Origin of the sequence: Hanstruepera neustonica, assembly GCF_002895005.1 — a bacterium.
Taxonomy (GTDB): domain Bacteria; phylum Bacteroidota; class Bacteroidia; order Flavobacteriales; family Flavobacteriaceae; genus Hanstruepera; species Hanstruepera neustonica.
This window is the reverse complement of sequence record NZ_POWF01000001.1, coordinates 932,331-945,888: the sequence shown is the minus strand read 5'-3', so window position 1 is coordinate 945,888 and position 13,558 is coordinate 932,331. Positions and strand designations below refer to the sequence as shown.

The following is a 13,558-nucleotide window of genomic DNA, read 5'->3' as shown; positions in this document are numbered from 1 at the left end:
AATTTGAAGCCTTTTTTTATTTACTTGGTGGTGTTGTTGGACGCACTTCAATTTTACTTGGTAAAGTTCGTGGATGCATTTTTAATAAATCAACAACCAGTTCACCAATATCTTCACTTTGTATTTTCCAAGCATCGCTATCACTTGGTTCATTTCCATTAAAATGTGTAGACACAGAACCTGGCATGATGGTACTCACTTTAATACCGTATTTCCTTAAATCTAGCATTACCGCTTGCGTAAATCCGGTAACTCCGAACTTACTCGCATTATAAGCAGACCCATTTGCAAAGAAATTTGTGCCTGCCAAACTTGAAATAGTGATATAATAACCTTTGGAAGCTTTTAGAGCATCTACACTAGCCTTTATGGTATAAAAAGCACCTGTTAAATTGGTGTCTATGGTTTCTTGCCATTGTTCGCTAGTTAAGTCTTCAATACTTGCAAAATGTCCTATTCCAGCATTGGCAACCACAACATCTAAAGACCCAAAACTTTTTAAAACTTGGTTCACCGCATTTTTTTGGCTTTCTAAATCGCGAACATCTGATTGTAACCCAATCGCCTTTGCTTCGGTATTGTTTTTTGCGTTTAATAAGTCTGCAGCTTCACTTGCAGCCGCTCTACTCCGACTTGTAATTGCCACATGAATACCTTGGTTAAGTAAACTTTGAGCAACACCAAATCCGATGCCTTTGCTTCCTCCTGTTACTAATGCTACTTTATTTTTTAAATTCATTATTATTTATTTGGTAACCGTTTTTTCAATAATAAAATCTGACCTAAATGACTGGATTGATGCTCCATAACATGATACCAACCCCAATGATTGTTCATATTGCCACTCGCATTTAGCTTGGCTAACCAAGCATCGTCCTTTTCTTTCATAAGCTGCATGGTCTTATTTCTTACTTCATTATAGGCATCTAAATAATATTGCACGTCATGACCTTGATATTTCTCACGAGCCTTGTCACCCAGACTCAAAGCTGTTCCCCATTGTTCCTCTTCTTCTTTATTGAATTCCCGACCTTCAAAAGTATAGACTTGATAAAAAGCTTCAGTAGCTGCCAAATGCATAATTAAGGAACCGATTCTGTTTGCTTTATCATCCATTAAATAATCCAATTCTTCTACTGATAAATCTTTTACTGTGCGCTCTACACGGTTTTTCATATCGTTGAGCATTGACACCAAGGTGCCAACTTGAGTTGAGTAATCGTCCATGGGACCAATCGTGTTTTGAGCTTTTACGGACACAGTCATAACAAGTATGACTAATAGTTTGGCGAGTGTTTTCATAGTTTATGGTTTTAAGTTTCATTCAAAGAAACAAAATTGAGCAGCACTTAAAAACAAATTAACAACGCCTTAACGCTGATTTTGAATATGATAGGGTTATTTCTTTGGAGGGAATCCAATGAGAACCTTGTCAATAACCACTTTAAATTGGGCTTCTCTTGCTTCCGGTGTATTTTCTGGTAAAGTAGGCTCTGAACTAACAGCCTGCCAAATTAATTGCTGGGTTTTGCCATCAACAAAATCAAAAATGATTTGTCGAGACATATTTCCTTGACCAACTGGAATACCGACAGAGACACCACCTCCACCTGAACCTACACCCACTCCTACAGAAGAACTTTGAGCTGATTGGTAAGAAGTACTTTTAATATCGATTATAAAATCAGGTGATTCAGAAAGCACATACCCCTTGGCTTGCAATGCTTGATCCAATGAATTGAAAAATCGCTTGGCGTCCAGTTCACTTAAACCCGTTTGCATGTCATCAAAATAGTGATAGGTTTTATATTGATCGAAATTGGTTTCTTTTTGGTAATCGTAATTAACGGTCACACCACATGATAACATTAAAAGTACTGCTAATAGGACAAAAAGCTTTTTCATTTTTCTTTTAAAGATACTAAAATTAAGCGTCTTTTTTATCAACCGATTTGGTTAAAGCCGAAGAAATAATACCCGTTGGAATAGCCACAATACCTAAACCAATCAATAGTATGAAAAACGTAAACACTTTACCACCAACAGTAATGGGATACACATCACCATAACCTACGGTTGTCAGTGTTACTATAGCCCACCATAAACTATCAAAAACTGAAGAGAAATTTTCGGGTTGGGCTTCATTCTCGAAATAGTAAATCCCGACAGAAGAGAAATAAATGAGAATTAATGTGATGAATAAAAACAATAAAATCTCCTCTTTTGCCGATTTAATAGCTGTTGTAAAATGAATCATAGCTCGGTTATATCTCACAAGCTTCAAAATTCTAAATAACCTTAAAAAACGTAAGGCCCTCAAGGAACGTAAATCGACACCAAACGACAAGTAAAACGGCAGAATAGCTAGAAAATCGATGATACCAAAAAAACTGAAGATGAATCGAGGCTTACTATCGGCTACATAAATTCGTAGTAGATACTCGATAGTAAAAACCACCACGCAAAACACTTCTATAGCATATAGAATAGATTTGGTTTCAGGTTTTAAATTTGGAATGGTTTCAATTGAAAAGGTAATGATCGATAATAGAATTAAACATTGAATAAATATTGCAAAGATTTTGCTGGTTCTATTATCATTAATCTCAACAATATTTTTGATATACTGTCTCATATAGAAAATAGTTTAATTCTGAAGCATAGCCCACAACTTATCCTTTAATTCCTGCAGGCCTTTTTGTGCTACGGAAGATATAAATAAATAATCTATTGGTAAGCTCTTATCTAATTCTTCTTTAAGTTCTGATTTCAATTCAGCATCTAACATATCGCTTTTAGAAATAGCAATAAGCCGTTCCTTATCCAACATTTCAGGATTGTAACGTTTCAATTCATCTAAAAGGATATCATATTGCTTCTTGATATCGTCAGCATCTGCTGGAATTAAAAATAACAACACCGAATTACGTTCAATATGACGTAAAAAATAATGCCCTAGACCACGTCCTTCTGCCGCGCCTTCAATAATTCCCGGAATATCAGCCATAACAAAAGTTTGATGGTCCCGATATTCTACAATTCCCAAGTTAGGCTTAAGTGTTGTGAATTCGTAATCGGCTATTTTAGGTTTGGCTGCTGTGACAACAGATAAAAGTGTTGATTTCCCTGCATTCGGAAATCCGACCAAGCCTACATCGGCCAGTACTTTTAATTCTAAAATGATATCTCGTTCCTGACCGGGAATTCCTGGTTGTGCATAACGAGGTGTTTGATTAGTAGCAGTTTTAAAATGCCAGTTACCACGTCCGCCCATACCTCCTTCCACGATGATTTTTTCTTCGCCGTGCTCTGTGATTTCAAAAATGACTTCGTTGGTTTCTTTATCGCGAATAACCGTTCCTAATGGCACATCCATATAAACATCTTCACCATCAGCACCTGTACTGCGTTGTTTACTACCATGCTCACCATGACCAGCCCTAAAGTGGCGCTTGAATTTAAAAGTATACAGAGTCCAAAGATTTTCGTTGCCACGAATAATTACATGACCACCTCGACCACCATCACCACCATCTGGACCACCCTTTTCAATATATTTTTCACGGTGTAAATGCGCAGAGCCCTTACCGCCATTTCCAGAGGACACATACAGTTTTACATAATCAACAAAATTCCCTTCGGTCATCTTATGAGTTTAAAAGTTGAAGTTTAAAAGTTAATAATTTTAAACTCAAGAAAATTATAATGAGTCTATGACGCTACTTAATCGATCGGTTATTTCAGAAATACTACCGACACCATCAACACCAAAATATTTGTTTTGAGCCGAATAGTAATCTTTTAAAATAGCTGTTTTATTGTAATATTCGGTTATGCGATTTCGTATAATGGATTCATCGGCATCATCAGCACGACCACTGCTCTTTCCTCGTTCCAACAGTCTTTCTACCAAAATCTCATCATCAACCTCCAAAGCTATCATAGCGTTTATTTGTGAATCTTTGCTATCCATCAAATTATCCAGTGCTTCAGCCTGTGCATGGGTTCTTGGAAAACCATCAAAAATAAAACCATTAGCATCAGCATTTTTTTCAACTTCAGCATTGAGCATATCAATAGTAACTTGATCTGGAACCAATTCTCCTTTGTCCATATAGGATTTGGCCAACATACCTAAAGCTGTTTCATTTTTAATATTAAATCGGAACACATCACCTGTGGAAATGTGAACCAAATTATATTTTTCTTTTAAAAAATTAGCTTGTGTGCCCTTCCCTGCTCCAGGAGGTCCAAATAGGACTAAATTAGTCATGTGCTGTGTGGTTTTTAATTGATAAATAGCTGGTAAATCGCGTCCTAAACCATTGTAGTCCAATCCGTAACCTACAATAAATTTATCTGGAATTTCAATACCAACGTAATGAAGTTTAAAATCTTTTTTATAGGCTTCAGGTTTGTAAAATAAGGTCGCTATTTTGAGCTCTTTGACATTTTCATTTTTGAAAATGCGATGCACTTCAGCCAGCGTTTTCCCTGAATCTATAATATCTTCTAAAATAACAACTGTTCTACCTGTTAAGTCTTGCGTGATACCAATAAGGCGTTGAATATCATCTGAAGACTTTAAGCCTTCGTAAGAAGCCAACTTAATGAATGTTACCTCACAAGGTTTTGGATATAACTTGACAAAATCACTGACAAACATAAACGATCCGTTCAAAATCCCAATAAAAACAGGTACTTCATCTTGAAGATCGTTCGCAATGTCATCTACCATGCGTTGCACTGCTACTTGAATTTCCCCTTCTGAAATAAACGGTTTGAAATATAGATCGCGAAGCTTTATCACCCGATTGTTAATTTTAGAAACGCAAAGATAATCATTTGATTAACGTTTTACGAATTCTCTTTTAGATTGTTTGTTATTTAGTTTTTTCAGAGGGTTTTGATTTGTACTTTTGTGCAAAATCAACGTAATGAATTTTTTCTCTTCAGAATTCAAACTAGGTATTCTTGGTGGTGGGCAATTGGGAAAAATGCTCTTGTATACGACCCGAAAATTTGATATCTATACCAAGGTAATGGATGCCAGCGCGGAAGCTCCCTGTAAAATAGCTTGTAATGAGTTTCAGCTTGGTGATCTCATGGATTATGATGCCGTTTATAATTTTGGAAAACAAGTTGATGTTTTAACTTTTGAAATAGAAAACGTCAACACCCATGCACTTGAAGATTTGGAAAAAGAAGGTGTCAAAGTGTATCCGTCTTCCAAAACCTTACGAACCATTCAAAACAAAGCCACGCAAAAACTGTTTTACAAGGATCACAACATACCAACAGCCGATTTTACCAGATTTGCTTACACATCCGAAATAAAAGAAGCTATTAACAATGGTGGTTTACAGTTACCGTTTGTTTGGAAAAGCGCCCAATTCGGTTACGATGGTAATGGTGTAAAAGTGGTCAGAAAAATCGAGGATTTGACTGGACTACCTAATGTTGAATGCATAGCGGAAGCTATGATACCATTTAAGAATGAATTGGCTGTTATTGTGGCAAGAAATGTAGACGGTGACGTAAAAACCTATCCAGTTGTTGAAATGGAATTTCATCCAGAAGCCAATCAGGTGGAATATGTTATTTGTCCTGCTCGAATTGACGAACATGTCGTTATAAAAGCGCAGCAAGTAGCCCTTGATGTTTCAAAAGCTTTTAAGCACGTAGGTCTGTTAGCTGTTGAAATGTTTCAAACTCAAACCGATGACATTCTGGTTAACGAAGTTGCTCCAAGACCGCACAATTCGGGTCATCAAACCATTGAGGCCAGTTATACCTCGCAATTTGAACAACATCTGCGTGCTATATTGAATTTACCTTTGGGACAAACCGATAGTAAAGTTGGCGGAATTATGGTAAATTTGGTTGGTGCAGAAGGACATACAGGCCATGTTGTTTATGAAAACATTGCTGATATCATGAAATTAGAAGGTGTTACACCTCATATATATGGTAAAAAACAAACGAGACCATTTAGAAAAATGGGTCATGTTACTATCGTTCATAAAGATATTAGTGAAGCCAGACGCATCGCAGAAGAGGTCAAGAAAACCATTAAAGTAATTAGTAAATAATAGACATGAGTAAAGTAGGAATTATCATGGGTAGTAAAAGCGATTTGCCTGTCATGCAAGACGCTATCGATATTTTAAGAGGATTTGATATTGACATAGAAGTCGATATCGTATCAGCACACAGAACTCCAGAAAAATTGTTTGACTATGGAAAACATGCACACACCCGTGGCATTTCGGTGATCATTGCAGGTGCTGGTGGCGCTGCTCATTTACCCGGAATGGTCGCTTCATTATCCCCTTTACCAGTTATCGGTGTTCCTGTAAAAAGTAGTAATTCTATTGATGGTTGGGATTCAGTACTTTCTATTTTGCAAATGCCAGGAGGTGTTCCAGTTGCTACTGTAGCACTTAACGGCGCCAAAAATGCTGGTATTCTAGCGGCTCAAATTATTGGTAGTTCAGACCAATGTGTTCTAGATAAAATATTGGTTTACAAGGAAGGTTTAAAAGCCAAAGTTATTGATTCTGCGAAAGAATTATAATAAAAAAAACCTCGACAAAAGCCGAGGTTTTTAACGCTATTAATCAATAAATTTTTAAGAGTTTTAAACTCTCATGAAAAATCTGCCACAAAAGTAATATTAAATCTCAAATCCACAAGTCCAAAAGGTCTTAAAATTAAGTTAATAAACAGAAAATCAATTATTTAGTAAGAAAAATAACACATAGGTTTTCTAACTAACTAAAAATTACAAATGAACATTCTAAATAAACCCTTTGATACCCAGTTTAATACAGCACCTTTCTCAAAAATTTCCGATGCCGATTTTCTTCCTGCATTTAAAAAAGGAATTGCAGAAGCCAAGGAAGAAATTGATGAAATTGTAAAGAATAGCGATTCTCCTACCTTTCAAAATACCATCGAAGCATTAGATTTTTCAGGAGAGCAACTTGATAGAATTTCTAGTATTTTTTTCAATTTAAATTCGGCTGAAACCAATGATACCATACAAAAAATAGCGCAAGAAGTGTCTCCGCTTCTGTCTGAATTCAGCAATGATATTACCCTCAATGAGGAATTATTTAAAAGAGTGAAATCGGTTTACGAAAAGAGAGAAACTTTAAATCTTTCGACGGAGCAAATGACACTTTTAGAAAAAAAATACAAAAGCTTTTCTAGAAATGGTGCCAATTTACCTGAAGACAAAAAACTGCAACTGCGAGACATTGACAAGGAATTAAGTAAACTAAAACTAAAATTTGGTGAGAACGTATTAGCAGAAACCAACAAGTTTGAATTACTGATAACTGATGAAGCGGATCTTACTGGTCTTCCAGAAGGTGCCATTGAAGCTGCTGCTCAATTGGCCGAAAGCAAAGACAAAGAAGGGTGGCTTTTCACGTTGGATTACCCCAGTTACATCCCCTTTATGACCTATGCCGAGAATCGAGAACTTCGAAAAAAATTGGCGATAGCATTTGGATCCAAAGGTTTTAATAATGATGCATTGGACAATCAGGAAAACGTCCTTAAAATAGCCAAATTACGACACAAGCGTGCCAATTTACTGGGCTATAAAACCCATGCACATTTTGTATTGGAGGAACGTATGGCAAAAAACCCTGAAACCGTTGAAACCTTTTTAAATGATCTCCTTGAGAAAGCCAAACCAGCGGCAGAACGCGAGTTTAAAAACCTTGAAGATTTTGCAAAAGAATTAGATGGTATTGACCAACTTCAAAAATGGGATGGTGCTTATTATTCGGAAAAGCTGAAACAAAAACTTTTTAATTTAGATGACGAAAAACTGAAACCTTATTTTAAATTAGAAAATGTCATCAATGGCGTTTTCAAAATTGCCAGTAAGTTATATGGATTACAATTTGAAGAAATCAACAACATTGACAAGTATCATGAAGATGTTTTAACTTATAAAGTAACAGACGAATCTGGTGAATACGTTTCGATTTTTTATGCGGATTTCTTCCCAAGACCAGGCAAGCGTAATGGTGCCTGGATGACTGTTTACAAACCGCAATATGTAAAGAACGGGGAAAATAGCAGACCACATATTTCAATCGTTTGCAATTTTACAAAACCGACTAAAAGCAAACCTTCCCTATTAACCTTCAATGAAGTAACCACGCTTTTCCATGAATTTGGTCATGCATTACATGGTATGTTGGCCAACACAACTTATCCAAGTTTATCTGGCACCAGTGTCTTTTGGGATTTTGTAGAGTTGCCTAGTCAGGTTTTGGAAAACTGGTGTTACGAAAAAGAAGCCCTTGAGCTTTTCGCCAAACATTATGAAACCCATGAAGTCATACCAATGGATTTTGTTGAAAAAATAAAAGAGTCTGCAACATTTCATGAAGGGATGCAAACTCTACGCCAATTAAGTTTTGGGCTATTGGATATGAGTTGGCATGGTTCAGATCCGACCGCTATTACCAATGTAAAAGCGCACGAAGCAGAAGCTTTTCAAAACACCAGATTATATCCTGATGTGGCCGAAAATTGCATGAGCACTTCTTTTTCTCATATTTTTCAAGGCGGTTATAGTTCGGGTTATTACAGCTATAAATGGGCTGAAGTACTGGATGCTGATGCCTTTGAATATTTTAAAGAAGAAGGTATTTTTAGCAGAAGTGCTGCCACTAAATTTAAAGACAATGTACTTTCACAGGGTGGCACTGAAGATCCAATGACACTCTATAAACGTTTTAGAGGTAAGGAACCACAACCTGAAGCTTTATTGAAGCGTGCTGGTTTGATTGAGAAGTAAGTCTTCGTCATACACTGAATTTGATTCAGTATCTCATCCTTTCTCTACTGTAGAATCTTCACTACGTTCTGAATGTAAATTGAAATACAATTAACTTTCAATATTTTTTGAAAGTTTCAAATATTTTATATATTTGCTGTATGGAATATAAAGAAGCAAAAGAAAAGTTTATTAGCACTTGGGGAAGTTTGGGTTCGCTTTGGGGAATAAATAAAGCTATGGCGCAAATTCAAGCATTGCTTTTTATTTCAACAAAACCCTTGTCTATGGAAGACATCATGGAAGAACTTAAGATTTCTAGAGGTAACACCAGCATGAATTTAAGACAACTGATGGATTGGGGAATTGTAACCAAAGAAATTATTCCTGGTGAACGCAAAGAATATTTCACCACCGAAAAAGATGTTGAAGAGTTGGCAAGAGTTGTTGCTAAAGAACGCAGCAGACGTGAAATTAAACCAGTTGTAAAAATATTAAAAGATGTATCATCCATAAATGATGATGGCACTGAAAAGACTAAAGAATTCATCAAACAAACCAAGGCATTACATGAGCTAACCGAGACGATGGACTCTATGATAAACAAAGTGGTTAACCAACAACAAAATTGGTTAACAAAGTCATTACTTAAACTCTTTAAATAAAAAAATTTAAATCATACTTTCAATATTTATTGAAAGTTTAAAAATATTAAAATGTATAAAATTATAAATATAACTTTAGCCAGTATCTGGTTTATAAACGGACTTTTTTGTAAGGTTTTAAACCTAGTACCTCGACATGAACAAATTGTTGCAAATATTTTGAGTGAAGACTATTCTAGAACTCTAATTATAACGATAGGATGTTTCGAAATTGCTATGGGGTTTTGGATTCTATCAAACCAATACTCAAAAATGAATGCTGTTGCCCAAATTATAATTATTGCAAGTATGAATATTTTGGAATTCATCCTTGTTCCAGAACTACTGCTTTGGGGAAAATTTAATGCTTTGTTTGCCTTTATATTAATCATTGTTATTTACTACAATCAATTTCATTTTAAAAAGACACATCATGAACTTATCAAATCTTAAAAATCACCCTTTTGGTGTAGAAGCCTTTTTTGAAAGCTCGGTTGTATTGACATTTGCTGTTCCAAAAGAACAGTTGGAGTCCTTAATTCCTGATTGTTTACAGTTAGATACATTTCAAGATACACGGGCTTTTGTAGCTGTCGCTATGGTGCAAACCAAAAATTTACGACCTAAAGGATTTCCAAAGTTTTTAGGCAATGATTTTTTCTTAATAGGCTACCGAATTTTTGTTCGTTACACTACAAATCAAGGAAAGCGTTTACGTGGATTGTACATTATAAAGTCAGAAACCAATAAGAAAAAAATGGCTTTTATGGGTAACATGTTCACCCATTACAACTACACAACTACTGATATTACAAAAACACACAAAAATAACCATGTTGATATTACCTCTAAAAAATCAAATTTTAAAATCAATTATAGTAAAGATAATGAAGCGGTTAGTTTACCTAAAAATTCACCATTTTTAAACTGGAAAGAGGCGCGTCGATTTGCTGGACCACTACCCTTTACATTTACTTATAATGAAGACAAAAAAGAAGTCTTAATCATTGAAGGCGTAAGACAGAATTGGAAACCAAAACCACTAAAAGTCATTGATTATAACTTTGAGTTCATCACCAATCTAAAATTAAAAAACCACAAACTAGCAAACGCATTTATCATTGAACACATACCATATTACTGGAAAAAAGGAAGAAAAGAATTATGGAAACAAAACGAAGACAATTTCAAGGCGTCCTGAACATTTTAAGCTTTAACAGGCATTTTTATGTTATAGGACTTACGATACTATTGGTTATCATATTAAGTCATTTTTATTTTCAATGGTCACAATTACTATTATGGGTAATCATAGGTCTATTTTTATATGGATTATTAATGCCACTGATAGTTTCGGCTTACGTATATGATTTTTCAGGTTACTATAATTTTGATTGGTTAAAGCCTTTACAACTTGAAGATTTAGAAAAAAAACTAATGGTAAATATCAACGCAGGTTTTGATGAAACCAGTTATATTCTGAAAAAAAAGTTTCCCAAATCAAAACTTCAGGTATTTGATTTTTATAATTCTGAACAACACACAGAGCCAGCAATTGTTAGAGCTAGAAAAGTAAGCTTAACCTATCCTAACACCTTACAAATAAAAACCAATCACATGCCGCTAAAAACCGATTCGGTTGATTATGTTTTTCTACTTTCAGCAGCGCATGAAATTCGTTCTTTTGATGAGAAAGTTCAATTTCTGAAGGAGTGTCACAGAGTTTGCAAACCGAACGGAAAAGTCATTATGGTAGAACACTTACGAGACCTCCCTAACTTTTTGGCATTCTCTGTTGGGTTTACACATTTCTTTTCAAAAAATCATTGGAAAAAAGCTTTTAAAGCTGCTGGATTAAAAACATTCAATGAGACAAAGTTCACGCAGTTTATGTCAGTATTCAACTACCAATCTTAATAAACACACTATGATAATTCATATAAAAATAGCCGGTTACCTTATGCTAGTATTAGCTTGCATTCACGTTGTTTTTCCAAAGTATTTTAATTGGAATAAAGAGCTAAAACATTTGAGTTTAATTAATAACCAAATGATGCGAACACATACATTCTTCATAGCCTTAACTGTCGGCTTGATGGGATTATTATGTATTTCTTCTGCCTTGGAGCTAACAACTACTTCATTAGGTAAAAAAATAACGTTGGGGTTAGGAATGTTTTGGATGATACGATTACTATTTCAAGTTTTTGTTTACTCGACCAAACTGTGGAAAGGCAAGACTTTTGAAACTTATGTACATATTTTATTTGTATTACTATGGATATATTTTTCTGGCGTCTTTCTGTTATCCTATTATTTTAATAAATTTTAGCTTATTTTTGATAAAATTGCTAGAGAAACAAAAATGCCAAAACACACTATTGAACCAGAAAAATGGATTGATCGGTACTCGGATTACCTGTTCAATTATACCATTTCCCGCGTCAATGATCGAGAAATGGCTAAAGATTTGGTTCAAGACACCTTTGTAGCCAGTTTAAAGTCCATGAAAAACTTCAAAGGGGAAGCTAGTGAACGTACCTGGTTGATTTCAATTCTCAAAAGAAAAATTATTGACCATTATCGGAAAATCAATTCCAAAAAAGGAAAAGCAGAGGTCCGTATGGACTTTAATAATGACGAGGAAGAAGGCAGCTGGTTAGAGGAGCGTGTTGCAGATCCTTTTGATAAAACAGCTGAAGACACCATGGTGAATGATGAGTTAGGGGAAGCCATTTATACTTGTTTAGATAAGCTACCGACCAAACAGGCAGATGTTTTTAAAATGAAAACCATAGAAGGATTGGATACAGAAACAATATGTAATGAATTAAACATTACTGCGTCTAACCTTTGGGTTATTATTCATAGGGCACGAACAGCCATGGCAGAGTGTATGGAAAAAAATTGGTTTTAATACAATGAAAGAAAAGCAATCGTTTTTGTTTATTTCATGTGATGAAGCACAACATATTTGTGATAAATCACAATACAATGAGGCTACACTTTGGGAAAAAATCAAACTGAATTTACGCTACACCTGGTGTAAAATCACCAGAGCCTATGTTAGACAAAACAAAAAACTAACTTCAACGGTTAAAAAATCCAACGTTGAATGTCTTAAAAATGGCGAACGTGAAGCGCTAAAAAAAGAATTTGAAAAAGAATTAACCAAGCAGCTTTAGAAGTACCAGCCAAAAAACGGGTATGCCTTCTACCCAAAACGCACTGTAATACTTACCTTGATTCTCTCGAGAAAACACAAGAAATAACATTGTAATTATTGTGATCATAAGAATAGCCAATAAGTTATTGCTATCAATATCATCCTTGAAATATTCTAACAAGAAAAATACCATCAAAATTAAAGCACCAATAATTTTAGTTTTTTTGACACCAATCTGTTGCGGTATGGTTGCCAATTTAAGACTATCATACTTCATATCTCGAATCTCAAATGGCAACATTAATACGACCACAAACAAGGCTATTTGAATTGAGGTAATCACCACGTTAAATTCTATATCATAATCATTGTTTAACAAAGGCAAAAAAACGGTCACACCAGACCATACAATAGCTATCACATAGACTTTCAAGCCACTGACACTTCTTAAATTATGTTGTTTATCCAAGAAATAGTGTTTAGGTAAAAATGGAATGGCATACAAAAATGTTATCGCTCCAAAAGCAACAATCCACAATAACGTTTTAAGCTCCAGTTTGAATGCATAATAGCAGAGCGCCAAAAAACAAATCAAAGAAAATATTTGGATAATTTTCAACCAATTGGCGAGACTGCGGTGGTGGAATTTGGCAAGTCCGAAGAACTTTACAAAATTATAACCTGTGATAGTGGCAAAAAAGTTGAAATACAGGATATTTTCATCGTAATCAATCTGATATTCCATTAGGGTAATCCATGAAAGCGCGTACACCGACAAAGCCACATGAATACTGCTATTCAAATAAAAATCAAAAACATTTTTAAACAACCGCATAACACAAAAATACGCAAAGTGTTAATAAACCGATTAATTGGTTAAAAACTTTCATTTTCATTAACATTTTAACGTGAATTATTCCGTAATTTTGCGCATCAAATTCAACA

General features: G+C 35.0%; 16 protein-coding genes. 9 read left to right on the top strand and 7 right to left on the bottom strand.

Annotated features, from left to right (window positions below; all coding sequences use genetic code 11):
• Positions 1-16 precede the first annotated feature (16 nt).
• The 6 genes from C1T31_RS04300 to C1T31_RS04275 form a co-directional block, all read right to left on the bottom strand.
• A complete protein-coding gene (locus tag C1T31_RS04300) occupies positions 17-739 on the bottom strand; it encodes an SDR family oxidoreductase (RefSeq protein WP_103051203.1) in 723 nt (240 codons plus the stop codon).
• A gap of 2 nt (positions 740-741) precedes the next feature.
• Positions 742-1,302 carry a DinB family protein gene (locus C1T31_RS04295; protein WP_103051202.1) on the bottom strand — a complete coding sequence of 187 codons (561 nt, stop codon included), beginning with the start codon at positions 1,300-1,302 and terminating at the stop codon, positions 742-744.
• A gap of 96 nt (positions 1,303-1,398) precedes the next feature.
• Positions 1,399-1,905 (bottom strand): DUF4136 domain-containing protein, encoded by a 507-nt coding sequence (locus C1T31_RS04290; RefSeq protein WP_103051201.1) that lies wholly within the window; start codon positions 1,903-1,905, stop codon positions 1,399-1,401.
• Positions 1,906-1,927: 22 nt separating this feature from the next.
• On the bottom strand, positions 1,928-2,635 hold the full coding sequence (locus C1T31_RS04285) for an ion transporter (RefSeq protein ID WP_103051200.1): 708 nt from the start codon (positions 2,633-2,635) through the stop codon (positions 1,928-1,930).
• 12 nt (positions 2,636-2,647) lie between these two features.
• Positions 2,648-3,646 carry a GTPase ObgE gene (gene obgE, locus C1T31_RS04280; RefSeq protein WP_103051199.1) on the bottom strand — a complete coding sequence of 333 codons (999 nt, stop codon included), beginning with the start codon at positions 3,644-3,646 and terminating at the stop codon, positions 2,648-2,650.
• Between the two features lie 54 nt (positions 3,647-3,700).
• Positions 3,701-4,810, bottom strand: a complete 1,110-nt coding sequence (locus tag C1T31_RS04275; RefSeq protein ID WP_103051198.1) for an adenylate kinase — start codon at positions 4,808-4,810, stop codon at positions 3,701-3,703.
• A gap of 127 nt (positions 4,811-4,937) precedes the next feature.
• On the opposite strand from C1T31_RS04275, the gene C1T31_RS04270 reads away from it, so the two are divergent.
• The 9 genes from C1T31_RS04270 to C1T31_RS04225 all read left to right on the top strand — a co-directional run bounded on the left by C1T31_RS04270 (position 4,938) and on the right by C1T31_RS04225 (position 12,632).
• Entirely contained in the window at positions 4,938-6,092 is a 1,155-nt protein-coding gene (locus C1T31_RS04270) for a 5-(carboxyamino)imidazole ribonucleotide synthase (protein WP_103051197.1), read from the top strand.
• A 5-nt stretch (positions 6,093-6,097) separates the two neighbouring features.
• Positions 6,098-6,577 carry a 5-(carboxyamino)imidazole ribonucleotide mutase gene (gene purE / locus C1T31_RS04265; protein ID WP_103051196.1) on the top strand — a complete coding sequence of 160 codons (480 nt, stop codon included), beginning with the start codon at positions 6,098-6,100 and terminating at the stop codon, positions 6,575-6,577.
• Positions 6,578-6,790: 213 nt separating this feature from the next.
• Entirely contained in the window at positions 6,791-8,824 is a 2,034-nt protein-coding gene (locus tag C1T31_RS04260; RefSeq protein ID WP_103051195.1) for a M3 family metallopeptidase, read from the top strand.
• A 140-nt stretch (positions 8,825-8,964) separates the two neighbouring features.
• Positions 8,965-9,468, top strand: a complete 504-nt coding sequence (locus tag C1T31_RS04255) for a GbsR/MarR family transcriptional regulator (RefSeq protein ID WP_103051194.1) — start codon at positions 8,965-8,967, stop codon at positions 9,466-9,468.
• Positions 9,469-9,519: 51 nt separating this feature from the next.
• On the top strand, positions 9,520-9,900 hold the full coding sequence (locus tag C1T31_RS04250; RefSeq protein ID WP_103051193.1) for a DoxX-like family protein: 381 nt from the start codon (positions 9,520-9,522) through the stop codon (positions 9,898-9,900).
• Complete coding sequence (locus C1T31_RS04245; RefSeq protein WP_103051192.1) at positions 9,881-10,648, top strand: DUF2071 domain-containing protein; 768 nt, start codon at positions 9,881-9,883, stop codon at positions 10,646-10,648. Before C1T31_RS04250 ends, C1T31_RS04245 begins: the two co-directional genes overlap by 20 nt.
• Positions 10,612-11,364, top strand: a complete 753-nt coding sequence (locus tag C1T31_RS04240; RefSeq protein WP_103051191.1) for a class I SAM-dependent methyltransferase — start codon at positions 10,612-10,614, stop codon at positions 11,362-11,364. Before C1T31_RS04245 ends, C1T31_RS04240 begins: the two co-directional genes overlap by 37 nt.
• A 448-nt stretch (positions 11,365-11,812) precedes the next feature.
• Positions 11,813-12,364: a sigma-70 family RNA polymerase sigma factor gene (locus tag C1T31_RS04230; RefSeq protein ID WP_103051189.1), complete on the top strand. Its 552-nt coding sequence runs from the start codon at positions 11,813-11,815 to the stop codon at positions 12,362-12,364.
• Positions 12,365-12,368: 4 nt separating this feature from the next.
• Positions 12,369-12,632 carry a hypothetical protein gene (locus C1T31_RS04225; protein ID WP_103051188.1) on the top strand — a complete coding sequence of 88 codons (264 nt, stop codon included), beginning with the start codon at positions 12,369-12,371 and terminating at the stop codon, positions 12,630-12,632.
• On the opposite strand, the gene C1T31_RS04220 is transcribed toward C1T31_RS04225, so the two are convergent.
• The gene (locus C1T31_RS04220) at positions 12,615-13,448 is read right to left on the bottom strand and encodes a UbiA prenyltransferase family protein (RefSeq protein ID WP_103051187.1); all 834 of its coding nucleotides are present in this window, start codon (positions 13,446-13,448) and stop codon (positions 12,615-12,617) included. The genes C1T31_RS04225 and C1T31_RS04220 overlap by 18 nt on opposite strands.
• Between the last annotated feature and the right edge of the window lie 110 nt (positions 13,449-13,558).

Coding starts and splice junctions, on each gene's coding strand:
- C1T31_RS04300 (WP_103051203.1), bottom strand. CDS start 739: ATGAATTTAAAAAATAAAGTAGCATTAGTAACAGGAGGAAGCAAAGGC.
- C1T31_RS04295 (WP_103051202.1), bottom strand. CDS start 1,302: ATGAAAACACTCGCCAAACTATTAGTCATACTTGTTATGACTGTGTCC.
- C1T31_RS04290 (WP_103051201.1), bottom strand. CDS start 1,905: ATGAAAAAGCTTTTTGTCCTATTAGCAGTACTTTTAATGTTATCATGT.
- C1T31_RS04285 (WP_103051200.1), bottom strand. CDS start 2,635: ATGAGACAGTATATCAAAAATATTGTTGAGATTAATGATAATAGAACC.
- obgE (WP_103051199.1), bottom strand. CDS start 3,646: ATGACCGAAGGGAATTTTGTTGATTATGTAAAACTGTATGTGTCCTCT.
- C1T31_RS04270 (WP_103051197.1), top strand. CDS start 4,938: ATGAATTTTTTCTCTTCAGAATTCAAACTAGGTATTCTTGGTGGTGGG.
- purE (WP_103051196.1), top strand. CDS start 6,098: ATGAGTAAAGTAGGAATTATCATGGGTAGTAAAAGCGATTTGCCTGTC.
- C1T31_RS04260 (WP_103051195.1), top strand. CDS start 6,791: ATGAACATTCTAAATAAACCCTTTGATACCCAGTTTAATACAGCACCT.
- C1T31_RS04255 (WP_103051194.1), top strand. CDS start 8,965: ATGGAATATAAAGAAGCAAAAGAAAAGTTTATTAGCACTTGGGGAAGT.
- C1T31_RS04250 (WP_103051193.1), top strand. CDS start 9,520: ATGTATAAAATTATAAATATAACTTTAGCCAGTATCTGGTTTATAAAC.
- C1T31_RS04245 (WP_103051192.1), top strand. CDS start 9,881: ATGAACTTATCAAATCTTAAAAATCACCCTTTTGGTGTAGAAGCCTTT.
- C1T31_RS04240 (WP_103051191.1), top strand. CDS start 10,612: ATGGAAACAAAACGAAGACAATTTCAAGGCGTCCTGAACATTTTAAGC.
- C1T31_RS04230 (WP_103051189.1), top strand. CDS start 11,813: ATGCCAAAACACACTATTGAACCAGAAAAATGGATTGATCGGTACTCG.
- C1T31_RS04225 (WP_103051188.1), top strand. CDS start 12,369: ATGAAAGAAAAGCAATCGTTTTTGTTTATTTCATGTGATGAAGCACAA.
- C1T31_RS04220 (WP_103051187.1), bottom strand. CDS start 13,448: ATGCGGTTGTTTAAAAATGTTTTTGATTTTTATTTGAATAGCAGTATT.